A 22591-nucleotide genomic window follows, 5' to 3' on the forward strand; every position below is an offset into this window, starting at 1 on the left:
GTGTCACTTTCGCTTTGGCAGCAGTGTCTTGCCCGATTGCAGGATGAGTTACCAGCCACAGAATTCAGTATGTGGATCCGCCCGTTGCAGGCGGAGCTGAGCGATAACACGCTGGCTTTGTATGCGCCAAACCGTTTTGTGCTCGATTGGGTAAGAGACAAGTACCTTAATAACATCAATGGCCTGCTGAACGATTTTTGCGGGTCAGATGTCCCACAGCTGCGTTTTGAAGTGGGCACAAAGCCGGTCACCCAAACCGTTCGTGAAACCGTGAATGTGGCAGCGCCTGCTCAGGCCGCTCCTGCTCCGGCCCCTCGCGTCGCACCCGCTCGTCAGGGCTGGGATAATGTCCCTGCACCGGCTGAGCCAACCTACCGCTCTAACGTAAACGTCAAACACACGTTCGATAACTTCGTTGAAGGTAAGTCGAACCAGCTGGCGCGCGCGGCGGCCCGTCAGGTTGCCGATAACCCCGGCGGTGCTTACAACCCGCTGTTCCTGTATGGCGGCACGGGTCTCGGTAAAACGCACCTGCTGCACGCGGTGGGCAACGGCATTATGGCGCGCAAGCCCAACGCGAAAGTGGTGTATATGCACTCCGAGCGCTTCGTTCAGGACATGGTAAAAGCCCTGCAAAACAATGCGATCGAAGAGTTTAAACGCTACTACCGTTCCGTTGACGCGCTGCTGATCGATGACATCCAGTTCTTTGCCAATAAAGAACGATCGCAGGAAGAATTTTTCCACACCTTCAACGCCCTGCTGGAAGGCAATCAGCAGATCATTTTGACCTCGGATCGTTATCCTAAAGAGATCAACGGCGTTGAAGATCGTCTGAAATCCCGCTTCGGCTGGGGCCTGACCGTGGCGATCGAGCCACCGGAGCTGGAAACCCGCGTCGCGATCCTGATGAAGAAAGCCGATGAGAACGACATCCGCCTGCCGGGTGAAGTGGCGTTCTTCATCGCCAAGCGCCTGCGCTCCAACGTGCGTGAGCTGGAAGGGGCGCTGAACCGCGTTATTGCCAATGCCAACTTCACCGGTCGTGCGATCACCATCGATTTTGTGCGCGAAGCACTGCGCGATTTATTGGCATTGCAGGAAAAACTGGTCACCATCGACAATATTCAAAAGACGGTGGCTGAGTACTACAAGATCAAAGTGGCAGATTTACTGTCTAAACGTCGTTCCCGCTCGGTGGCGCGTCCGCGTCAGATGGCGATGGCGCTGGCAAAGGAGTTAACCAACCACAGTCTGCCGGAAATCGGCGATGCGTTTGGTGGCCGTGACCATACGACCGTGCTGCACGCTTGTCGCAAGATTGAGCAGTTACGCGAAGAAAGCCACGACATAAAAGAAGATTTTTCCAATCTAATCAGAACATTATCATCGTGACGCTATGAAATTTACCGTTGAACGTGAACATTTATTAAAACCGCTGCAACAGGTGAGTGGCCCATTAGGCGGCCGCCCAACGCTGCCTATTCTCGGAAACCTGCTGCTTCAGGTCGCGGACGGTACGCTGTCGCTGACCGGTACAGATCTGGAAATGGAAATGATCGCGCGCGTTACGTTGACGCAGCCGCACGACGCGGGCGCGACCACGGTTCCGGCACGTAAATTCTTTGATATTTGCCGCGGGTTGCCGGAAGGCGCTGAAATCGCCGTGCAGCTGGAGGGCGACCGCATGCTGGTGCGCTCTGGCCGCAGCCGTTTCTCCCTTTCCACGCTACCCGCTGCGGACTTCCCGAACCTGGACGACTGGCAGAGTGAAGTTGAATTCACTCTTCCGCAGGCGACGATGAAGCGTCTGATTGAAGCCACGCAGTTCTCCATGGCGCATCAGGACGTTCGTTACTACTTAAACGGCATGCTGTTCGAAACCGAAGGTGAAGAGCTGCGTACCGTGGCGACCGACGGCCACCGTCTGGCGGTCTGTTCCATGCCGATTGGCGACTCGCTGCCGAACCATTCGGTGATCGTGCCGCGTAAAGGCGTGATTGAACTGATGCGTATGCTCGACGGCGGTGACACGCCGCTGCGGGTGCAGATTGGCAGCAATAACATCCGTGCCCACGTGGGCGATTTTGTCTTCACTTCGAAGCTGGTTGATGGCCGTTTCCCGGATTATCGCCGCGTATTGCCGAAGAACCCGGACAAAACGCTGGAAGCGGGCTGCGATAGCCTCAAGCAGGCGTTTGCCCGCGCGGCCATTCTCTCGAACGAGAAATTCCGCGGCGTACGCCTGTACGTGAGTGAAAACCAGATCAAAATCACCGCCAACAACCCGGAGCAGGAAGAGGCAGAAGAGATTCTGGACGTCACCTACGCCGGGGCTGAGATGGAAATCGGCTTCAACGTCAGCTACGTGCTGGATGTGCTCAATGCACTGAAATGCGAGAATGTGCGTATTCTGCTGACCGACTCCGTTTCGAGCGTACAGATTGAAGATGCGGCCAGCCAAAGCGCGGCTTATGTTGTCATGCCAATGAGACTGTAATGTCGCTCACCCGTCTGTTGATCCGCGACTTTCGCAATATCGAAAGCGCGGATCTCGCTTTATCCCCCGGCTTTAACTTCCTGGTTGGCGCGAACGGCAGCGGCAAAACCAGCGTGCTGGAAGCCATCTATACGCTCGGCCATGGCCGGGCGTTTCGCAGTTTGCAGATTGGTCGCGTCATTCGCCACGAGCAGGAATCCTTTGTTCTGCACGGGCGTTTGCAGGGCGCAGAGCGGGAAACCGCCATCGGCCTGACCAAAGACAAGCTGGGCGACAGCAAGGTGCGCATCGACGGCACCGATGGCCACAAGGTGGCGGAGCTGGCGCTGCTGATGCCAATGCAGCTGATTACGCCCGAGGGGTTTACTTTACTCAACGGCGGCCCCAAATACAGAAGAGCGTTCCTCGACTGGGGATGCTTTCACAATGAAGCCGGTTTCTTTAACGCCTGGAGCAACCTGAAGCGTCTGCTTAAACAGCGTAACGCCGCGTTGCGCCAGGTCACGCGCTACGCCCAGCTGCGTCCGTGGGACATGGAACTCATCCCTCTTGCGGAACAGATCAGCCGCTGGCGTGCCGAATACAGCGCGGGTATCGCCGAAGATATGGCCGACACCTGCAAACAGTTTTTACCCGAGTTCTCTCTCACCTTCTCCTTCCAGCGTGGCTGGGAGAAAGAGACGGATTATGCCGAGGTGTTAGAGAGAAGCTTCGAGCGCGATCGGATGTTGACCTACACCGCGCACGGCCCGCACAAGGCGGATTTCCGCATTCGTGCCGACGGTGCGCCGGTGGAAGACACGCTGTCGCGCGGGCAGCTCAAGCTCCTGATGTGCGCGCTACGCCTGGCGCAGGGGGAGTTCCTCACCCGCGAGAGCGGACGACGCTGCCTGTACCTGATAGATGATTTTGCCTCGGAACTTGACGACGCGCGGCGCGGGCTGCTTGCCAGCCGCTTAAAAGCCACGCAGTCGCAGGTTTTCGTCAGCGCCATTAGCGCTGAACACGTTATGGACATGTCGGACGAAAATTCGAAGATGTTTACCGTGGAAAAGGGTAAAATAACGGATTAACCCAAGTTGAAATGAGCGAGAAACGTTGATGTCGAATTCTTATGACTCCTCCAGTATCAAAGTCCTGAAAGGGCTGGATGCGGTGCGTAAGCGCCCGGGTATGTATATCGGCGACACGGATGACGGCACCGGTCTGCACCACATGGTATTCGAGGTGGTAGATAACGCTATCGACGAAGCGCTCGCGGGTCACTGTAAAGACATCGTGGTCACCATCCATGCGGACAACTCCGTCTCCGTTACCGATGACGGCCGTGGCATCCCGACCGGTATTCACCCGGAAGAGGGCGTCTCTGCTGCGGAAGTGATCATGACCGTACTGCACGCAGGCGGTAAGTTCGACGATAACTCCTATAAGGTTTCAGGCGGCCTGCACGGCGTAGGCGTTTCCGTAGTAAACGCCCTGTCGCAAAAGCTGGAGCTGGTTATTCAGCGCGAAGGCAAAATTCACCGTCAGATCTATCAGCACGGCGTGCCTGAAGCCCCGCTGGCCGTTACCGGTGATACCGATAAAACCGGTACCATGGTGCGTTTCTGGCCGAGCCTTGAAACCTTCACCAACGTCACTGAATTCGAGTACGACATCCTGGCGAAGCGCCTGCGTGAACTGTCGTTCCTGAACTCCGGCGTCTCTATTCGCCTGCGCGACAAACGCGACAATAAAGAAGACCACTTCCACTACGAAGGCGGTATCAAGGCGTTTGTTGAGTATCTGAACAAGAACAAAACGCCAATTCACCCAAATATCTTCTATTTCTCCACCGAAAAAGACGGTATCGGCGTGGAAGTGGCGCTGCAGTGGAACGACGGTTTCCAGGAAAACATCTACTGCTTTACCAACAACATTCCACAGCGCGACGGCGGTACTCACCTTGCGGGCTTCCGTGCGGCGATGACCCGTACCCTGAACGCCTACATGGACAAAGAAGGCTACAGCAAAAAAGCGAAAGTCAGCGCCACCGGTGACGACGCCCGTGAAGGCCTGATTGCCGTGGTCTCCGTGAAGGTGCCGGATCCGAAGTTCTCCTCACAGACCAAAGACAAGCTGGTTTCTTCTGAGGTGAAATCGGCAGTTGAGCAGCAGATGAACGAACTGCTGAGCGAATACCTGCTGGAAAACCCGAACGATGCGAAAATCGTGGTGGGCAAAATTATCGATGCGGCACGTGCCCGTGAAGCGGCGCGTAAAGCCCGTGAAATGACCCGTCGTAAAGGCGCGCTGGACCTGGCAGGCCTGCCGGGCAAGCTGGCTGACTGTCAGGAACGCGACCCGGCACTGTCTGAACTGTACCTTGTGGAAGGGGACTCCGCGGGCGGTTCTGCGAAGCAGGGCCGTAACCGTAAGAACCAGGCGATCCTGCCGCTGAAGGGTAAAATCCTCAACGTTGAGAAAGCGCGCTTCGACAAGATGCTCTCTTCTCAGGAAGTGGCGACGCTCATCACCGCGCTCGGCTGCGGCATTGGCCGCGACGAGTACAACCCGGACAAGCTGCGCTATCACAGCATCATCATCATGACCGATGCGGACGTCGACGGCTCGCACATCCGTACGCTGCTGTTGACCTTCTTCTATCGTCAGATGCCTGAAATCGTTGAGCGTGGCCACGTCTACATTGCGCAGCCGCCGCTGTACAAAGTGAAGAAAGGCAAGCAGGAACAGTACATTAAAGATGACGACGCGATGGATCAGTACCAAATCGCGATCGCCCTTGATGGCGCGACCCTGCACGCGAACTCCAGCGCGCCAGCGCTGGCAGGCGAGCCGCTGGAGCGTCTGGTCTCCGAGTTCAACGCCACGCAGAAAATGATTGGCCGTATGGAACGCCGCTATCCAAAAGCGCTGCTGAAGGAGCTGGTCTATCAGCCAACCCTGACCGAAGCCGATCTGAGCAACGAGCAGGCCGTGACCCGCTGGGTGAATACCCTGGTGAGCGAGCTGAACGAGAAAGAGCAGCACGGCAGCCAGTGGAAGTTCGACGTTCAACAGAATGCGGCACAGCAGTTTGAGCCGATTGTTCGCGTGCGTACTCACGGCGTCGACACCGACTACCCGCTGGAGCACGAATTCGTGACCGGCCCGGAATACCGCCGTATCTGCACCCTCGGCGAGAAGCTGCGCGGCCTGATCGAAGACGATGCCTTCATCGAACGTGGCGAGCGTCGTCAGCCGGTAGCAAGCTTCGAGCAGGCGCTGGACTGGCTGGTGAAAGAATCCCGTCGCGGTCTGTCTATCCAGCGTTATAAAGGTCTGGGCGAAATGAACCCGGATCAGCTGTGGGAAACCACCATGGATCCGGAAAGCCGTCGCATGCTGCGCGTCACCGTTAAAGACGCGATTGCTGCCGACCAGCTGTTCACGACCCTGATGGGCGATGCGGTAGAACCACGTCGTGCGTTCATTGAAGAGAACGCGCTGAAAGCGGCGAATATCGATATTTAACAGTCGCTATCCCGCATGAAAACTGGCCGCGTTTTTAGCGCGGCTTTTTTATGGGCGCAGGAATGTCCAGCGACATCGCCGCCGGTAAACGGCTCGCCAGCGCATCTATGGCCATTCTTACCCTCAGGGGCAGGTACGGCGTCTGTTGCCAGACGGCATGGACGTCAAAATGGACATCCGGCGCCTGCTTAAAGAGCGGGACAAGCTTTCCCTGATGAATTTCTTTGATGGCCATCCAGCAGGGGAGCCAGGCAATGCCGTGCCCGGTCACCGCCGCGTCGCAGATGGCCTGCAAATCATCCATATTGAGTGATGACCGCGGCGTAAACGTGCGCGGCGTTCCGTCGCTGTCCATAAGCTGCCAGGATAGCACGCGGCCTGCGCGCAGATAGTTAATGGCCGCGTGCCGGGATAAATCATCCACAGCGTCTGGATGAGCTCTTTTTTGCAGATAGTCGGGCGAGGCGCACAGGACCATGCGGTGTTCTCCCAGCTTTCTGGCCACCAGCACGCTGCTGTCCTGCAGCGTGCCGTTACGTACCGCCATATCGAAGCCTTCCTCGACCAGATCCACCACGCGGTCGCTGAACGACATTTCAAGCTCAAGCCCAGGGTGTTCCTGCGCCAGTTCAATCAGCAGCGGCGCGACGCACTGGCGTCCAAACAGCACCGGCATGGCAACACGAAGCCGACCGTTGATCTGATGTTTCCCCGTTTCCAGCAGGGATTCCGCGCTCCTGATCTCCTCCAGCGCGCGCAGGCAGCGCTCGTAGAACAGGGCGCCGTTATCGGTGAGCCTCTGGCTGCGGGTGGTGCGCTGAAACAGCCGCACTCCCAGACGTTCCTCAAGTCGAGCAATGCTTTTACCCACCGCAGAGCGCGACAGGTGCAGGCGAACTGCGGCCTGCGCAAAGCTTCCTGCCTCCACGGCAGCGACAAAAACAGGAATATCTTTCAGTGTATCGGTCACGGTTTGTATCCATTCAGGCGTCAATGAAGAGAAAACTTATCGTCACTGGTGACGAGGAGTCAACGGTAGACTGTCATTACTGAAGCTTATCTGATGGCAGGAGGAAAAAATGACAGAGACAATGCAGCGCTGGTCAATGAACGCCCTCGGGCGCGAGAATCTCAAACTCATTCATGAATCGGTTTCACAGCCAGGCCCCGGTGAGGTTTGCGTGCGGGTAAATGCCGTTGCGCTCAACTATCGCGATAAAATGGTCATCGAAGGCACGATGCCGATTCCGCTTTCCTTCCCGTTCACCCCGGCGTCTGACATGGCGGGCGTGGTGGACAGCGTAGGTGAAGGTGTCACGCGTTTCAAACCCGGCGCTCGCGTCATTTCAACCTTCTTCCCGGAGTGGATCGACGGCAAGCCGCAGGCAGACGCGCGTGATTTGCCCTACAAAACGTCCGGCGGCTATTTCCAGGGCATGCTGGCCGAATATGTGGTTGTAAATGAAAACGCGCTGGTAGCCTCTCCGGAAACTCTGAATGACGCAGAGGCCAGCACGTTACCCTGCGCAGGGCTTACCGCCTGGTTCGCGCTGGTGGAGCGGGGTCAGCTCCGCGCCGGGCAATCGGTGCTGGTACAGGGGACGGGCGGCGTGGCGATTTTCGCCCTGCAAATTGCAAAAGCGCACGGCGCAGAGGTTATTGTCACGTCCGGGAGCGATGAAAAGCTGGCGCTCGCCAAAAAACTGGGCGCCAGTCAGGGCGTCAACCGCCTGAAAAGTGACTGGGCTGAAGAAGCATTGGCGCTGACTCAGGATCGCGGCATCGACCATATTATCGAAACCGTAGGTGGGGAAAACCTGAAGCATTCCCTGCGTGCCGTTGCCGTTCACGGGCGTATCTCAGTGATTGGCGTGCTGGCCGGGACTGACATTTCACTGCCTGCTGGCGAGCTGCTGCTGAAATCCCCCGTCATTCAAGGGATTGGCGTGGGACACCGCCGGGCGCTGGAGGATTTCGTCCGCGCTGTTGACGTCACGGGACTGAAGCCGGTGATTGAGCATCGCTACCGTTTTAACGAGCTTGAACAGGCCCTTGAACATCTGGATCGCGGCGCATTCGGTAAAATCGTTCTCACCCGCGAGTAAGTCGTCGTTCCCCGGTTAAGCGTAAAAGGGGTGTTTCTGTTGCGCAATGTAGCTCTATTTTTGTGTGCTTAATCGCGTTAGCATGAGGTAGCACTCATTTATCCCGGGGAACTCATGGCTATCAAACTCATTGCAATCGATATGGACGGCACGCTGCTGCTGCCAGACCACACTATCTCTCCTGCCGTTAAAAACGCGATCGCCGCCGCACGAGCGAAGGGCGTGAATGTGGTTCTGACCACGGGGCGTCCATATGCGGGCGTACACAGCTACCTGAAAGAGCTGCACATGAATCAGCCGGGCGATTACTGCATCACCTATAACGGCGCGCTGGTGCAGAAAGCCGCAGACGGCAGCACGGTTGCGCAAACTGCGCTGAGCTATGATGACTACCTGTTCCTCGAAAAACTGTCCCGTGAAGTGGGCTCCCACTTCCACGCGCTCGATCGCAATACGCTCTACACCGCCAACCGCGATATCAGCTACTACACGGTGCATGAATCCTACGTTGCGACCATTCCGCTGGTGTTCTGTGAAGCCGAGAAAATGGACCCGGCGACGCAGTTCCTGAAGGTGATGATGATTGACGAGCCGGAGATCCTGGATAAAGCCATCGCGCGCATTCCGGCGGAGGTAAAAGAGAAGTACACCGTGCTGAAAAGTGCGCCGTACTTCCTCGAAATCCTCGATAAACGCGTCAATAAGGGCACCGGCGTGAAATCACTTGCTGATGCGTTAGGGATTAAGCAGGAAGAAATCATGGCGCTCGGCGACCAGGAGAACGACATCGCGATGATTGAATTCGCGGGCGTTGGCGTGGCAATGGATAACGCCATTCCTTCGGTGAAAGAGGTGGCTGATTTCGTCACCAAATCCAACCTGGAAGACGGCGTTGCCTACGCGATCGAGAAGTTTGTGCTGCAGTAACGCTTATTTTCAATCATCAGCCCCGGTTATCAACCGGGGCTTTTTTTGCCCTGAATTTATCGAATTGTTCTTTTTGTGATCTTGATTGTAGTACAACATTAAATGATTGTACTACATTGTCACCACGACAAAGACGAATGGCCTCACGTTTGTACTGCAAAAGTGAGGCGAAATTCAGCGGTCGCGGTAAAGTAGTGATGGACATACAGAGCACAAGGACTCTCCATGACTCTCAATAAAACCGATCGCATCGTTATTACGCTGGGCACCCAGATTGTGGGCGGTAAATACGTTCCCGGTTCGCCGCTCCCCGCAGAGGCTGAACTGTGCGAGGAGTTTGAAACCTCGCGCAACATCATCCGGGAAGTGTTCCGCTCGCTGATGGCGAAGCGGCTGATTGAAATGAAGCGCTATCGCGGCGCGTTTGTTGCTCCGCGCAACCAGTGGAACTACCTCGATACCGACGTGCTGCAGTGGGTGCTGGAAAACGACTACGACCCGCGGCTTATCGGCGCGATGAGTGAAGTTCGAAACCTGGTGGAGCCGGCAATTGCGCGCTGGGCGGCGGAACGCGCGACCTCCGGTGATTTGGCCCAGATTGAATCGGCTTTAAACGACATGATCGCCAATAACCAGAACCGGGAGGCGTTCAACGAGGCGGACATTCGCTACCACGAAGCGGTGCTGCAGTCGGTGCATAACCCGGTATTACAGCAGCTTAGCGTGGCGATCAGCTCGCTACAGCGAGCGGTATTTGAACGTACCTGGATGGGTGATGAGGCCAACATGCCAAAAACGCTCCAGGAACATAAAGCGCTGTTCGATGCGATACGGCATCAGGACGGCGATGCGGCAGAGCAGGCGGCACTTACCATGATTGCCAGCTCGACACGAAGGCTGAAGGAAATCACATGACATCTCGCTACATCGCAATTGACTGGGGATCGACCAATCTGCGCGCCTGGCTTTATCAGGGCGAGCAGTGCCTGGAGAGCAGGCAATCAGAAGCAGGCGTGACGCGCCTGAACGGTAAATCCCCCGAGGCGGTGTTAGCAGAGGTCACACAAAACTGGCGCGACAGCGCCACGCCGGTGGTAATGGCGGGAATGGTGGGCAGTAACGTAGGCTGGAAAATTGCACCTTATCTGCCGGTTCCCGTCCATTTCTCCGCTATTGGCGAGCAGTTAACGTCCGTTGGCGACAATATTTGGATTATTCCCGGTTTGAGCGTCTCTCGCGACGATAACCACAACGTGATGCGCGGCGAAGAGACGCAGCTGCTTGGCGCGCGCGCTCTCTCTCCTTCTTCTGTCTACGTCATGCCCGGCACGCACTGTAAGTGGGTCCAGGCTGACGCTGAGCAAATCCACGATTTTCGCACCGTAATGACCGGCGAGCTGCACCATTTGCTGCTCAACCATTCGCTGGTCGGGGCCGGTTTACCTGAGCAGGAATCCTCGTCAGAGGCGTTTTCCGCCGGGCTTGAACGTGGGATCGCCTCCCCTGATGTGTTGCCGCAGCTTTTTGAGGTTCGCGCCTCGCACGTGCTGGGACTTCTCCCGCGCGAGCAGGTCAGCGAGTTTCTCTCCGGCCTGCTGATTGGCGCAGAGGTCGCCAGCATGCGTGAGTTCATCGCGCACGAGCAGGCCATTACGATTGTCGCAGGCGCATCGCTAATGTCGCGCTACGAACAGGCATTTCGCGCCGTTGGGCGTGATGTTTCGACGGTATCCGGCGACACGGCATTTCAGGCAGGAATAAGGAGCATCGCTCATGCAGTGGCAAACTGATCTTCCCCTTATCGCGATTTTGCGCGGCATCACGCCCGATGAGGCGTTAGACCACGTCGGCGCGGTTATCGACGCCGGATTCGACGCGGTAGAAATCCCGCTCAACTCGCCCGACTGGGAAAAAAGCATTCCGGCCGTGGTCGAGGTTTTCGGCGATAAGGCGCTGATTGGCGCAGGCACCGTGTTACAGCCTGAGCAGGTCGATCGGCTGGCAAAGATGGGCTGCAGGCTTATCGTCACGCCCAATATTCAGCCTGAGGTGATCCGCCGCGCGGTGGGTTACGGCATGACGGTCTGCCCGGGATGCGCCACCGCCACGGAAGCCTTTACTGCCCTTGATGCGGGCGCGCAGTCGCTCAAAATTTTCCCGTCATCGGCTTTTGGACCGGACTACATCAAGGCGTTGAAAGCGGTATTGCCCGCCAGCGTGCCGGTCTTTGCCGTGGGCGGCGTAACGCCAGAAAACCTGGGCCAGTGGATGAGCGCTGGCTGTGTGGGCGCAGGGTTGGGTAGCGATCTTTATCGTGCTGGACAGTCCGTGGAACGTACCGCACAGCAGGCGGCAGCATTTGTGAAAGCGTATCGAGAGGCAGTGAAATGAAAATAACCAAACTCACCACGTACCGTTTACCCCCGCGCTGGATGTTCCTGAAAATCGAAACCGATGAAGGGGTTGTAGGCTGGGGCGAACCGGTGATTGAAGGGCGCGCGCGCACCGTTGAAGCGGCAGTACACGAGCTGGGCGAATACCTGATTGGTCAGGATCCGGCGCGCATTAACGACCTGTGGCAGGTGATGTACCGCGCGGGATTTTACCGTGGCGGTCCGATCCTGATGAGCGCCATCGCCGGTATCGACCAGGCGCTGTGGGATATCAAGGGCAAAGTGCTGAATGCCCCGGTCTGGCAATTAATGGGCGGCCTGGTGCGTGACAAAATCAAAGCCTACAGCTGGGTGGGCGGCGACCGCCCTGCGGAAGTGATCGACGGCATCACGCAGTTGCGCAATATCGGCTTTGACACCTTCAAGCTCAACGGCTGCGAAGAGATGGGCGTTATCGACAATTCGCGTGCGGTAGACCGGGCGGTCAATACCGTGGCGCAAATTCGTGAAGCCTTCGGCAACGAGATTGAGTTTGGCCTGGATTTCCACGGCCGCGTCAGCGCGCCGATGGCCAAAGTGCTGATTAAAGAGCTTGAGCCGTATCGCCCGCTGTTTATCGAAGAGCCGGTGCTGGCCGAGCAGGCGGAGTACTATCCGAAGTTAGCTGAACAGACCCACATTCCTATCGCGGCGGGTGAACGTATGTTCTCGCGCTTCGAGTTTAAACGCGTACTTGAAGCGGGCGGCATAGCGATCCTACAGCCGGACCTTTCTCATGCGGGCGGCATCACCGAATGCTACAAAATTGCCGGGATGGCAGAAGCTTACGATGTGGCGCTGGCGCCGCACTGCCCGCTCGGCCCAATCGCGCTGGCGGCCTGCCTGCACGTCGACTTCGTCTCCCGCAATGCGGTGTTCCAGGAACAGAGCATGGGGATTCACTATAACAAGGGCGCGGAACTGCTCGATTTTGTGAAAAATAAAGAAGACTTCTGCATGGAAGGCGGTTTCTTTAAACCGCTTACGAAGCCGGGCCTTGGCGTGGAAATTGACGAAGCTAAAGTCATTGAGCTGAGTAAGAATGCGCCGGACTGGCGAAACCCGCTGTGGCGTCATGAGGACGGCAGCGTAGCGGAATGGTAATCGCCATCCCGTAGACCCGGTAAGCCTCCGGGCAAAAATCATACATACAAAAATATAACCCTCTGTAAATTACAGGGCATGGTGAGCGGCTTCGCTATGCCCAAAATCTGGAGACAGATTGCGATGGATATTCCAGTTACCGCTACAAAAATCGGGCGTCGCCGCTACCTGACGCTGATGATGATCTTTATTACCGTGGTCATTTGCTATGTCGACCGCGCCAACCTTGCCGTGGCATCGGCCCATATTCAGGAAGAGTTTGGCATCACCAAAGCGGAAATGGGCTACGTCTTCTCGGCGTTTGCCTGGCTGTATACGCTCTGTCAGATCCCCGGCGGCTGGTTTCTTGACCGCGTGGGTTCACGTCTGACCTACTTTATCGCCATATTAGGCTGGTCCGTGGCGACCCTATTCCAGGGCTTCGCCACCGGGCTGATGTCGCTGATTGGCCTGCGTGCCATCACCGGGGTTTTCGAAGCGCCCGCGTTTCCGACCAACAACCGTATGGTGACCAGCTGGTTCCCGGAACACGAGCGCGCGTCCGCCGTTGGTTTTTACACCTCTGGCCAGTTTGTCGGCCTGGCGTTTCTGACGCCGCTGCTGATCTGGATCCAGGAGCTGCTGAGCTGGCACTGGGTGTTCATCGTCACCGGCGGGATTGGCATTATCTGGTCGCTCATCTGGTTCAAGGTCTACCAGCCGCCGCGTCTGACCAAAAGTATCACCAGGGCCGAGCTGGACTACATCCGCGACGGTGGCGGTCTGGTGGATGGTGATGCGCCGGTGAAAAAAGAGGCGCGCCAGCCGCTGACCAAAGCGGACTGGAAGCTGGTCTTCCACCGTAAGCTGGTGGGCGTTTATCTGGGTCAGTTCGCGGTTACTTCTACGCTGTGGTTCTTCCTCACCTGGTTCCCGAACTACCTGACCCAGGAAAAGGGGATCGCGGCGCTGAAGGCGGGCTTTATGACCACCGTGCCGTTCCTCGCCGCATTTTTCGGCGTGCTGCTCTCCGGCTGGCTGGCCGATAAGCTGGTGAAAAAAGGATACTCACTGGGCATGGCGCGTAAAACGCCGATTATCTGCGGCTTGCTGATCTCAACCTGCATAATGGGTGCCAACTACACCAACGATCCGGTGTGGATTATGGCCCTGATGGCGGTGGCGTTCTTTGGTAACGGTTTCGCCTCTATCACCTGGTCGCTGGTGTCGTCCCTTGCGCCGATGCGGCTGATTGGCCTGACCGGCGGTGTGTTCAACTTTGTCGGCGGACTGGGCGGGATCACCGTACCGCTGGTCATCGGCTACCTGGCGCAGGACTACGGCTTCGGCCCGGCGCTGGTCTACATCTCTGCCGTGGCGCTGATCGGGGCACTCTCCTACATCCTGCTGGTGGGCGATGTGAAACGAGTAGGCTAATCCCTGCGGATGTTTTACCCTGATGCACTCACCGTGCATCAGGGTATCCTCATGAAACAAATCACCTTCGCTTCCCGCAACCACCAGCTGACCAACATCAATACCTGGACGCCGGATAGCCAGTGGCTGGTCTACGACGTGCGCCCGTCAGGCGCGTCATTTACCGGCGAAACCATTGAGCAGGTCAACGTCGTTACGGGTGAGGTGGAGGTGGTCTATCGCGCCACTGACGGCGCGCATGTCGGCGTGGTGACCGTTCATCCGGCACAGGACAAATACGTCTTTATCCACGGTCCGAAAAACCCGGATGCTGGCTGGCACTACGATTTTCATCATCGTCAGGGGGTGATTGTGCATCACGGTCAGGTGAGCAACCTGGACGCGATGGATATCACCGCGCCTTATACCGCAGGCGCGCTGCGCGGCGGCAGCCACGTGCACGTCTTCAGCCCGAACGGGCAGTTCGTCAGCTTCACCTATAACGACCATGTTTTACATGAGCGCGATCCGAAGCTCGATTTACGCAACGTCGGCGTGGCGGCACCGTTTGGCCCGGTGAACCCGCAGGGGAATCATCCACGTGAATATTCAGGCACGTTCTGGAGCGTGCTGGTCAGCCGCACAACACCCAACCCGCAGCCGGGCAGCGATGAAATCAACCGCGCCTACGAAGAGGGCTGGGTGGGCAACAACAGGCTGGCGTTTATCGGCGACACCCTCTCCGCGCAGGGCGAAAAAGTGCCTGAACTGTTTATTGTTAACCTGCCAGAAGGCGAGCAGGGCTGGAAACAAGCGGGCGATGCGCCGCTGCAGGGCACCCCAGACACCCTGCCAGCGCCGCCTGCCGGGGTGAAGCAGCGTCGTCTGACCTTTACCCACCAGAGGGCCTACCCGGGTCTGGTGAACGTGCCGCGTCACTGGGTGCGCAGTAACCCCCAGGGGACGCAGATCGCGTTTCTGATGCGGGATGATAACGGCATTGTGCAGCTGTGGCTGATCTCTCCTGAGGGCGGCGAACCGCGCCAGTTGACGCGCACCGGGAGCGGTATTCAGTCTGCGTTTAACTGGCACCCTTCCGGGAACATGCTGGGATTTGTGCTTGAAAACCGAATCGCCTGCTGTGACGCGAAGACTGGAGAAGTGACGTTTTTGACGTCCGATCACGGCAATCCGCCGTCTGCTGATGCGGTCGTGTTTTCCCCGGACGGGCGCTTTATTGCGTGGATGCAAGAGACGGGCGGTTTCCGTCAGCTTTGGGTAACGGAAACCGCGCAGGACTAGCGCGGCGGCATCTCAGCGGGCGGGATAACGGCGTTTGTCGCCAGATTTTCCTGCTCGCTTTTCTCTACCCGTGAGCGCACGGAATCGTCCTTACGGAATACATCCCACGGCAGCAGAAGCGTATCCGCCACTGCTGTAAAGGGCATATCCAGGATAACCAGGGATTTGGTGCCCCAGTTCGTATCGTCATCGGAGATCATCGCCGCGCTGGCGCGCGTCCCCGGATATGTTCCTTCTTTACCGCCGGTGTGAGACATCACGCTCGAACACCCGCAAAGTAAAACCACCCCGCTGAACGTCGTCAGCTTTATCAGAACATTTTTCATCATCACTCAGTCATCGTTAATGGCACTGCATAGACCTGCAACTCAGGGTTATAGCGAGCCTTATCCGAAATGAATAGCCCGATAACCCCGCACTGTGGCAGCCATCGCAATTTAACTCTTTGTGCTGTTGTCCCAGAGTCTATGCGACAACCAGCAAAGTGCAAAAAAATCTCGCCTAAATAGTCTTGAAAAGCCCGGTTCCAGACCCATTTTAAGAATGTGACCCGATAACGAACACGCCTGATGGGTGCTCGGGGGCGCAAAGGCCTGTCCATGGTGGAAGGCTACAATTTCTCGCTGATTTCAGGAGTATTATCTATGCGTAACTTCGATCTTTCTCCGCTATACCGTTCTGCAATTGGTTTTGACCGCCTGTTTAACCATTTAGAAAATAACCAAAGCCAGAGCAACGGCTACCCTCCATACAATGTTGAGCTGGTTGACGAAAACCACTACCGCATCGCCATTGCCGTCGCCGGTTTTGCAGAAAACGAGCTGGAAATCACCGCGCAGGAAAACTTGCTGGTGGTGAAAGGTTCCCATACGGCCGAGCAGAAAGAACGTACCTACCTTTACCAGGGCATCGCCGAGCGCAACTTTGAACGCAAGTTCCAGTTAGCCGAGAACATTCACGTTAAAGGCGCGAACCTGGTTAACGGCCTGCTGTTTATCGAACTGGAACGCGTGATTCCGGAAGAGAAAAAACCGCGCCGTATCGAAATTAACTAATTACGCGGGTCGCGCGAGCGGCCCACCCGGACCTGCTTGCCGTAACGGGAGCATATGCGAATCCATCAGGATTTGCAGGAACAACTGTGCACAAAATTAAACTGTGCCGAACTCGCTTCTCAGAAGGAGATTTAGTATGCGTAACTACGATTTATCCCCCCTGCTGCGTCAGTGGATTGGTTTTGACAAACTGGCTAATGCCCTGCAAAGCACCACCGAGCAACAGACATTTCCGCCGTACAACATTGAAAAAAGCGACGATAACCACTATCGCATCACCCTTGCGCTGGCCGGGTTCCGCCAGGAAGATCTGGATATCCAGCTTGAAGGCGCGCGCCTGACCGTGAAGGGTACGCCGGAAAAACAAGAGACCGAAACCCGGTGGCTGCATCAGGGTCTGGTTAATCAGCCGTTTAGCCTGAGCTTTACCCTGGCAGACCATATGGAAGTGTCCGGTGCGACGTTTACCAACGGGCTGCTGCATATCGATCTTATCCGTAACGTGCCGGAAGCCATCGCGCCGCAGCGTATCGCCATTAGCGAGCGGCCGGCGTTGAACAGCTAATCCGCTTTACTCACAGACTGCACAAAGCCCTGCTCCGGCAGGGCTTTTTTGTGCGCCATCGCCCATACAACCGCATCCGGCTCTGAGAAAATCCTTGTTATAACTAAGGTTATGCCAAGGATGTGGATCATGAGTGATATCGCGTTAACCGTCAGCGTGTTGGCCCTGGCCGCGGTTGTAGGGCTATGGATTGGCAATATCAAAATCCGTGGCGTCGGGTTTGGAATTGGCGGGGTGCTGTTTGGCGGCATTTTTGTCGGGCATTTTGCTGACAAGCTCGGGCTGGTTCTCAGCGCCGATATGCTCCACTTTATTCAGGAGTTCGGCCTGATCCTCTTCGTCTACACCATCGGGATTCAGGTAGGGCCGGGCTTTTTCGCTTCCCTGCGCGTCTCCGGGCTACGGCTCAATCTGTTTGCCCTCGGCATTGTGGTGATGGGCGGGCTGGTCACCGCGATCCTGCACAAAATCTTTGCTATCCCGCTGCCCGTGGTGCTGGGCATTTTTTCCGGGGCGGTTACCAACACGCCAGCGCTCGGAGCCGGGCAGCAAATCCTTCGCGATTTGGGCATTGAACCCGGCATTGTCGACCAAATGGGGATGAGCTACGCCATGGCCTATCCGTTTGGGATTTGCGGCATTCTGCTCTCCATGTGGCTGGTCCGCGTCCTGTTTCGCGTTAACGTCGACAAAGAGGCGAAGGATCACGAAACCACGCTCACCAATGGCCACATGCCGATCAAAACCATCAACATTCGCGTTGATAACCCCAACCTGAACAATATGGCGATTCAGGACGTACCGATCCTGAACAGCGCCAATATTATCTGTTCCCGCCTTAAGCGCGACGACGTGCTGATGGTGCCTGCGCCCGGCACGATGATCCAGCAGGGTGACCTGCTGCACCTGGTCGGCCAGCCGGGGGATTTAAACAACGCGCGGCTGGTGATTGGTCAGGAAGTGGATACCTCGCTTTCGACTCGCGGCACCGATATGCGCGTGGAGCGTGTTGTGGTGACCAACGAGCACGTTCTGGGCAAGAAAATACGCGATCTGCAGGTAAAAGAGCGCTACGACGTGGTCATCTCCCGCCTCAACCGTGCGGGCGTCGAACTGGTTGCCAGCCCGGAGGCCAGCCTGCAGTTCGGGGATATCCTCAACCTGGTCGGACGCCCGTCGTCCATCGATGCCGTGGCGGATATGGTAGGCAACGCCCAGCAAAAACTGCAGCAGGTGCAGATGCTGCCGGTGTTTATCGGCATCGGGCTTGGCGTGCTGCTCGGCTCTATTCCGCTGTACGTGCCGGGCTTCCCGGTGGCGCTCAAGCTCGGCCTGGCGGGCGGGCCGCTGATTATGGCGCTGATCCTCGGGCGTATCGGCTGTATCGGGAAGCTCTATTGGTTTATGCCGCCGAGCGCTAACCTGGCGCTGCGCGAGCTGGGCATCGTGCTGTTCCTGGCGGTTGTCGGGCTGAAGTCCGGCGGGGATTTTGTCGATACCCTGGTCAAGGGCGAAGGGATGAGCTGGGTCGGCTACGGCATCTTTATCACGGCGATCCCGCTGCTGACGGTGGCAATCCTGGCGCGGATGTTCGCCAAAATGAACTACCTGACGCTGTGCGGCATGCTGGCGGGCTCCATGACCGACCCGCCAGCGCTCGCTTTTGCCAACAACCTGCACGCCACCAGCGGCGCGGCCGCGCTCTCCTATGCCACCGTATACCCGCTGGTGATGTTCCTGCGCATCATCACCCCGCAGCTACTGGCGGTGCTGTTCTGGGGGATGGGCTAACAGCTCTTCCGGGTGGATGCGCCGCAGATGGTAGTCCACCTGGTAATCGCTGGTATTTCGGAACATCACGGAATAATTGAGGAACTCGCCGCTGTCGCTGTAGGAGAGAGAGGTAATTCGCAGCAGCGGCGTCTGTTCCGGCAGATTCATATAACCGGCCAGCTGTTTATCTGCCAGCACCGGCGTCAGGCTCTCGTAGTTGCCGCTGATGGTGATCCCGCACTCCTTCTCAATGTAATCAAACTTAGACCCCTCAAGATGCGCCAGCGACAGGTTGCGGAACAGCTTCACCGGCATAAAGCTATCTTCCAGCATCAGCGGCTTTCCGTCCACGTAGCGCACCCGCCGTGAAAAGTAGATCCGCTCATCCACCTGGATCCGCAGCTGGCTGGCGATGGCGGGCGGGGCGGGCATCACTTCGAACTGCAGCACCTTGCTCTGCACCTCTTTTCCCTGCTGACGCAGCACCTCCACCAGCCCGGTCAGGTTAGTGGTTTCGTGGTGAACGTCTTTGCGCGAGACAAACGTTCCGCTGCCGTGCCGGCGCTCAACCAGCCCCCAGCTCACCAGCAGATCCAGCGCCTTGCGGATGGTCATGCGCGCCACGCCAAACTCCTGCGCCAGCGCTTTTTCACCAGGCAGCGGGCTGCCGATGTTGTAGTCCGATGAATTCAGCCGCAGCCGCAACCTGTCAGCAATTGATTTGTAGATCACCAGTAGACCTCTCTGCCCTTATCAGGGCGTGGAATGCGTCCTGACATGTCCATATTTACCGCAAGAAGTAGACCTGACTGGTCAAAATAAAACCATGAATGCGATCACGAATCGCAGCGGCACGCCATGTTCGCGCATCAGTAAGTTCTTATGCTCACCTCAGGCCAGCACAAAACCATAAAGGCCTCTACCCCTACAGGTTGTTACGTGAGGATTTAAAAATGCTCAGTCAAATACAACGTTTTGGCGGTGCCATGTTTACCCCGGTGTTGCTGTTTCCGTTTGCCGGGATCGTGGTGGGAATCGCCATCATGCTTCGCAACCCGCTGTTTGTCGGCGAAGCCTTAACCGCCCCCGATCATCTTTTCGCGCAGATCGTTCACATCATTGAAGAGGGCGGCTGGGCGGTGTTTCGCAATATGCCGCTGATTTTTGCCGTCGGCCTGCCGATTGGGCTGGCGAAGCAGGCCCAGGGCCGCGCCTGCCTGGCGGTGCTGATTAGCTTCCTGACCTGGAACTACTTCATTAACGCGATGGGCATGACCTGGGGGCCTTTCTTTGGCGTCGACTTCTCCGCCGAACCGACGGCGGGAAGCGGGCTGGCGATGATTGCCGGGATCAAAACACTCGATACCAGCATCATCGGCGCCATCGTGATCTCAGGCATCGTCACCGCCATCCACAACCGCTATTTCGACAAGCCGCTGCCGGTCTTTCTGGGGATTTTCCAGGGCAGCTCGTTTGTCGTTATCCTCGCGTTCTTCGTGATGATCCCCTGTGCCTGGCTGACGCTGCTGGGCTGGCCGAAAGTGCAGATGGGCATCGAATCCCTGCAGGCGTTCCTGCGTTCTGCCGGTGCGCTGGGCGTGTGGGTGTATACCTTCCTGGAACGCATTCTGATCCCAACTGGCCTGCATCACTTCGTCTACGGTCCGTTCATCTTCGGCCCGGCGGCGGTGGAGGGCGGTATTCAGGTCTACTGGGCGCAGCATCTGCAGGAATTCAGCCAGAGCACCCTGCCGCTGAAGACCCTCTTCCCGGAAGGTGGCTTTGCACTGCACGGCAACTCAAAAGTGTTTGGCTCGGTCGGGATTGCCTTCGCTATCTGGTACACCGCGTCGCCAGAAAATCGCGTCAAGGTGGCGGGCCTGCTGGTTCCGGCCACGCTCACCGCCGTGCTGGTGGGCATTACCGAACCGCTTGAGTTCACCTTCCTGTTTATCTCGCCGCTGCTGTTCGCCGTGCACGCCGTGCTGGCGGCCACCATGGCGACGGTGATGTACGCCTTCGGCGTCGTGGGGAACATGGGCGGCGGCCTGCTGGACCAGTTCCTGCCGCAAAACTGGATCCCGATGTTCCATAACCACGCCTCGACGGTGTTCACCCAGATCGGCATTGGCGTCTGCTTCACCGGCATCTACTTCGTGATCTTCAAAACGCTGATTGAGCGTCTGAACCTGAAAACGCCGGGCCGGGAAGAGAGCGAAATCAAACTCTACAGCAAGGCCGACTATAAGGCGGCGCGCGGGCAAACCACCGCCCCGGCGGCGGCCAGCCAGCAGGTTGGGCAAGCCGCCGGATTCCTGCAGGCGCTCGGCGGCGCGGCCAACATCGAAAGCATCAACAACTGCGCCACCCGCCTGCGTATCGCGCTGGTGGATATGGCGAAAACCCAAAGCGACGACGTCTTCAAAGCCCTGGGCGCACACGGCGTAGTGCGACGCGGCAACGGCATTCAGGTGATTGTCGGCCTGCACGTTCCTCAGGTGCGCGACCAGCTGGAATCGCTGATGAAAACTCCTTTAACAAATGAACAAACCACCCTGACAGAGGCTATATCATGAAAAAATTCTCAGTTGTCATTGCAGGCGGCGGCAGCACCTTTACGCCTGGTATCGTCCTGATGCTGTTAGCCAACCGTGACCGTTTCCCGCTGCGCGCCCTGAAGTTCTATGACAACGATGGCGCGCGTCAGGAGACCATCGCCGAAGCGTGCAGAATCATCCTTAAGGAGCAGGCCCCGGAGATTGAATTCAGCTACACCACCGATCCAAAAGCGGCGTTTACCGATGTGGATTTCGTGATGGCACACATCCGCGTGGGCAAATACCCGATGCGCGAAAAAGATGAAAAAATCCCGCTGCGCCACGGCGTGCTGGGCCAGGAAACCTGCGGACCGGGCGGTATCTCTTACGGCATGCGCTCTATCGGCGGCGTGCTGGAGCTGGTGGATTATATGGAGCAGTACTCCCCGAACGCGTGGATGCTGAACTACTCCAACCCGGCGGCGATTGTCGCAGAAGCCACGCGCCGCCTGCGTCCGAACGCTAAAATCCTCAACATCTGCGATATGCCGATCGGCATTGAAGGGCGCATGGCGCAGATTGTCGGCCTGAAAGACCGCAAAGAGATGCGCGTGCGCTACTACGGCCTGAACCACTTCGGCTGGTGGACGTCGATTGAAGACCTGAACGGCACCGATCTGATGCCGAAGCTGCGCGAATACGTGGCGAAAAACGGCTATGTTCCGCCTTCGGAAGATGCGCATACCGAAGCGAGCTGGAACGATACCTTTGCCAAAGCTAAAGACGTGCAGGCGCTGGATCCGGACACCATGCCGAACACCTACCTGAAGTATTACCTATTCCCGGACTACGTGGTCGCGCATTCCAACCCGGAACGGACCCGCGCCAATGAAGTTATGGATCACCGTGAGAAGCATGTGTTTAGCGCCTGTCGGGCGATTATCGAAGCCGGCAACTCCGCCGCCGGTGAGCTGGAAATCGACGAACATGCGTCGTACATCGTCGATCTGGCGACTGCGATTGCCTTTAACACCCAGGAGCGGATGCTGCTGATAGTGCCAAACAACGGTGCCATCCATAACTTTGACGCCGACGCGATGGTGGAGATCCCGTGCCTGGTGGGCCATAACGGACCGGAGCCGCTTACGGTGGGCGATATTCCACACTTCCAGAAAGGGCTGATGAGCCAGCAGGTGGCGGTGGAAAAACTGGTGGTGGATGCCTGGGAGCAGCGCTCGTACCAGAAGCTCTGGCAGGCCATTACCCTGTCGAAAACCGTGCCGAGCGCCTCCGTCGCGAAAGCGATTCTGGATGACCTGATCGAGGCCAACAAAGAGTACTGGCCAGAGCTGCATTAATCGTCCTGACCGGCATCGCCCGATG

The 22591-nt window shown here is 57.4% G+C and carries 20 protein-coding genes and 1 other annotated feature; of the genes, 17 read left to right on the forward strand and 3 right to left on the reverse strand.

Annotated elements, in window-relative coordinates:
* The 4 genes from dnaA to gyrB are packed head-to-tail and all read left to right on the forward strand — an operon-like array spanning position 1 to position 6013.
* On the forward strand, positions 1–1395 hold the full coding sequence (dnaA, locus tag IB212_RS00005) for a chromosomal replication initiator protein DnaA (protein ID WP_045630887.1): 1395 nt from the start codon (positions 1–3) through the stop codon (positions 1393–1395).
* Positions 1396–1399: 4 nt separating this feature from the next.
* Positions 1400–2500, forward strand: coding sequence for a DNA polymerase III subunit beta (gene dnaN / locus IB212_RS00010; protein ID WP_008500170.1), 1101 nt, complete (start codon positions 1400–1402; stop codon positions 2498–2500).
* A complete protein-coding gene (gene recF / locus IB212_RS00015; RefSeq protein WP_041911734.1) occupies positions 2500–3573 on the forward strand; it encodes a DNA replication/repair protein RecF in 1074 nt (357 codons plus the stop codon). Before dnaN ends, recF begins: the two co-directional genes overlap by 1 nt.
* 28 nt (positions 3574–3601) lie before the next feature.
* The gene (gene gyrB / locus IB212_RS00020; protein WP_028014934.1) at positions 3602–6013 is read left to right on the forward strand and encodes a DNA topoisomerase (ATP-hydrolyzing) subunit B; all 2412 of its coding nucleotides are present in this window, start codon (positions 3602–3604) and stop codon (positions 6011–6013) included.
* Positions 6014–6047: 34 nt separating this feature from the next.
* Here gyrB and IB212_RS00025 read toward each other — a convergent pair whose 3' ends face one another.
* Positions 6048–6983, reverse strand: a complete 936-nt coding sequence (locus tag IB212_RS00025; protein ID WP_041911733.1) for a LysR family transcriptional regulator — start codon at positions 6981–6983, stop codon at positions 6048–6050.
* Between the two features lie 109 nt (positions 6984–7092).
* On the opposite strand from IB212_RS00025, the gene IB212_RS00030 reads away from it, so the two are divergent.
* The 8 genes from IB212_RS00030 to IB212_RS00065 all read left to right on the forward strand — a co-directional run bounded on the left by IB212_RS00030 (position 7093) and on the right by IB212_RS00065 (position 15278).
* Positions 7093–8118, forward strand: a complete 1026-nt coding sequence (locus IB212_RS00030; protein ID WP_041911732.1) for an NAD(P)-dependent alcohol dehydrogenase — start codon at positions 7093–7095, stop codon at positions 8116–8118.
* Positions 8119–8232: 114 nt separating this feature from the next.
* Entirely contained in the window at positions 8233–9045 is an 813-nt protein-coding gene (yidA, locus tag IB212_RS00035; RefSeq protein WP_047363227.1) for a sugar-phosphatase, read from the forward strand.
* A 225-nt stretch (positions 9046–9270) separates the two neighbouring features.
* The gene (dgoR, locus tag IB212_RS00040; protein ID WP_003861109.1) at positions 9271–9960 is read left to right on the forward strand and encodes a D-galactonate utilization transcriptional regulator DgoR; all 690 of its coding nucleotides are present in this window, start codon (positions 9271–9273) and stop codon (positions 9958–9960) included.
* A complete protein-coding gene (locus IB212_RS00045) occupies positions 9957–10835 on the forward strand; it encodes a 2-dehydro-3-deoxygalactonokinase (RefSeq protein WP_041911730.1) in 879 nt (292 codons plus the stop codon). The genes dgoR and IB212_RS00045 overlap by 4 nt, the downstream gene beginning before the upstream one ends.
* A complete protein-coding gene (locus tag IB212_RS00050) occupies positions 10819–11436 on the forward strand; it encodes a 2-dehydro-3-deoxy-6-phosphogalactonate aldolase (RefSeq protein ID WP_041911729.1) in 618 nt (205 codons plus the stop codon). The genes IB212_RS00045 and IB212_RS00050 overlap by 17 nt, the downstream gene beginning before the upstream one ends.
* Entirely contained in the window at positions 11433–12581 is a 1149-nt protein-coding gene (gene dgoD, locus IB212_RS00055; protein ID WP_028014940.1) for a galactonate dehydratase, read from the forward strand. The genes IB212_RS00050 and dgoD overlap by 4 nt, the downstream gene beginning before the upstream one ends.
* Positions 12582–12659: 78 nt before the next feature.
* On the forward strand, positions 12660–13997 hold the full coding sequence (locus tag IB212_RS00060) for an MFS transporter (protein ID WP_041911728.1): 1338 nt from the start codon (positions 12660–12662) through the stop codon (positions 13995–13997).
* 51 nt (positions 13998–14048) lie between these two features.
* Positions 14049–15278 (forward strand): DUF3748 domain-containing protein, encoded by a 1230-nt coding sequence (locus IB212_RS00065; RefSeq protein WP_041911727.1) that lies wholly within the window; start codon positions 14049–14051, stop codon positions 15276–15278.
* Here IB212_RS00065 and IB212_RS00070 read toward each other — a convergent pair.
* Complete coding sequence (locus IB212_RS00070) at positions 15275–15607, reverse strand: YceK/YidQ family lipoprotein (RefSeq protein ID WP_014881914.1); 333 nt, start codon at positions 15605–15607, stop codon at positions 15275–15277. The genes IB212_RS00065 and IB212_RS00070 overlap by 4 nt on opposite strands.
* A gap of 250 nt (positions 15608–15857) precedes the next feature.
* Positions 15858–15929 (forward strand) — a sequence feature (ROSE (Repression Of Heat Shock gene Expression) occurs in the 5'-region of heat shock genes and acts as an RNA thermometer to modulate expression.).
* Between IB212_RS00070 and ibpA the strand changes: the two genes are divergently transcribed.
* The 3 genes from ibpA to IB212_RS00085 all read left to right on the forward strand — a co-directional run bounded on the left by ibpA (position 15923) and on the right by IB212_RS00085 (position 18689).
* Positions 15923–16333: a small heat shock chaperone IbpA gene (ibpA, locus tag IB212_RS00075; RefSeq protein ID WP_041911726.1), complete on the forward strand. Its 411-nt coding sequence runs from the start codon at positions 15923–15925 to the stop codon at positions 16331–16333. Its footprint overlaps the feature before it by 7 nt.
* A 136-nt stretch (positions 16334–16469) precedes the next feature.
* A complete protein-coding gene (gene ibpB, locus IB212_RS00080; RefSeq protein WP_028014943.1) occupies positions 16470–16898 on the forward strand; it encodes a small heat shock chaperone IbpB in 429 nt (142 codons plus the stop codon).
* A gap of 129 nt (positions 16899–17027) precedes the next feature.
* A complete protein-coding gene (locus tag IB212_RS00085) occupies positions 17028–18689 on the forward strand; it encodes a putative transporter (RefSeq protein WP_028014944.1) in 1662 nt (553 codons plus the stop codon).
* Here IB212_RS00085 and IB212_RS00090 read toward each other — a convergent pair.
* On the reverse strand, positions 18657–19403 hold the full coding sequence (locus IB212_RS00090; protein ID WP_028014945.1) for a GntR family transcriptional regulator: 747 nt from the start codon (positions 19401–19403) through the stop codon (positions 18657–18659). The two genes, IB212_RS00085 and IB212_RS00090, sit on opposite strands and share 33 nt — an antisense overlap.
* A gap of 221 nt (positions 19404–19624) precedes the next feature.
* Between IB212_RS00090 and IB212_RS00095 the strand changes: the two genes are divergently transcribed.
* Both IB212_RS00095 and IB212_RS00100 read left to right on the forward strand, forming a co-directional pair.
* Positions 19625–21247, forward strand: a complete 1623-nt coding sequence (locus tag IB212_RS00095) for an alpha-glucoside-specific PTS transporter subunit IIBC (protein ID WP_041911725.1) — start codon at positions 19625–19627, stop codon at positions 21245–21247.
* On the forward strand, positions 21244–22566 hold the full coding sequence (locus tag IB212_RS00100; RefSeq protein WP_041911724.1) for a 6-phospho-alpha-glucosidase: 1323 nt from the start codon (positions 21244–21246) through the stop codon (positions 22564–22566). The genes IB212_RS00095 and IB212_RS00100 overlap by 4 nt, the downstream gene beginning before the upstream one ends.
* Positions 22567–22591 lie beyond the last annotated feature (25 nt).

Origin of the sequence: Enterobacter sp. E12 (genome assembly GCF_014596715.2) — a bacterium.
Classification (GTDB): Bacteria; Pseudomonadota; Gammaproteobacteria; order Enterobacterales; family Enterobacteriaceae; genus Enterobacter; species Enterobacter bugandensis.

What these genes read in the sequence shown, in the direction of transcription:
- dnaN (WP_008500170.1), top strand. Translation starts at nt 1,400, where the DNA reads ATGAAATTTACCGTTGAACGTGAACATTTATTAAAACCGCTGCAACAG.
- recF (WP_041911734.1), top strand. Translation starts at nt 2,500, where the DNA reads ATGTCGCTCACCCGTCTGTTGATCCGCGACTTTCGCAATATCGAAAGC.
- gyrB (WP_028014934.1), top strand. Translation starts at nt 3,602, where the DNA reads ATGTCGAATTCTTATGACTCCTCCAGTATCAAAGTCCTGAAAGGGCTG.
- IB212_RS00030 (WP_041911732.1), top strand. Translation starts at nt 7,093, where the DNA reads ATGACAGAGACAATGCAGCGCTGGTCAATGAACGCCCTCGGGCGCGAG.
- yidA (WP_047363227.1), top strand. Translation starts at nt 8,233, where the DNA reads ATGGCTATCAAACTCATTGCAATCGATATGGACGGCACGCTGCTGCTG.
- dgoR (WP_003861109.1), top strand. Translation starts at nt 9,271, where the DNA reads ATGACTCTCAATAAAACCGATCGCATCGTTATTACGCTGGGCACCCAG.
- IB212_RS00045 (WP_041911730.1), top strand. Translation starts at nt 9,957, where the DNA reads ATGACATCTCGCTACATCGCAATTGACTGGGGATCGACCAATCTGCGC.
- IB212_RS00050 (WP_041911729.1), top strand. Translation starts at nt 10,819, where the DNA reads ATGCAGTGGCAAACTGATCTTCCCCTTATCGCGATTTTGCGCGGCATC.
- dgoD (WP_028014940.1), top strand. Translation starts at nt 11,433, where the DNA reads ATGAAAATAACCAAACTCACCACGTACCGTTTACCCCCGCGCTGGATG.
- IB212_RS00060 (WP_041911728.1), top strand. Translation starts at nt 12,660, where the DNA reads ATGGTGAGCGGCTTCGCTATGCCCAAAATCTGGAGACAGATTGCGATG.
- IB212_RS00065 (WP_041911727.1), top strand. Translation starts at nt 14,049, where the DNA reads ATGAAACAAATCACCTTCGCTTCCCGCAACCACCAGCTGACCAACATC.
- IB212_RS00070 (WP_014881914.1), bottom strand. Translation starts at nt 15,607, where the DNA reads ATGATGAAAAATGTTCTGATAAAGCTGACGACGTTCAGCGGGGTGGTT.
- ibpA (WP_041911726.1), top strand. Translation starts at nt 15,923, where the DNA reads ATGCGTAACTTCGATCTTTCTCCGCTATACCGTTCTGCAATTGGTTTT.
- ibpB (WP_028014943.1), top strand. Translation starts at nt 16,470, where the DNA reads ATGCGTAACTACGATTTATCCCCCCTGCTGCGTCAGTGGATTGGTTTT.
- IB212_RS00085 (WP_028014944.1), top strand. Translation starts at nt 17,028, where the DNA reads ATGAGTGATATCGCGTTAACCGTCAGCGTGTTGGCCCTGGCCGCGGTT.
- IB212_RS00095 (WP_041911725.1), top strand. Translation starts at nt 19,625, where the DNA reads ATGCTCAGTCAAATACAACGTTTTGGCGGTGCCATGTTTACCCCGGTG.
- IB212_RS00100 (WP_041911724.1), top strand. Translation starts at nt 21,244, where the DNA reads ATGAAAAAATTCTCAGTTGTCATTGCAGGCGGCGGCAGCACCTTTACG.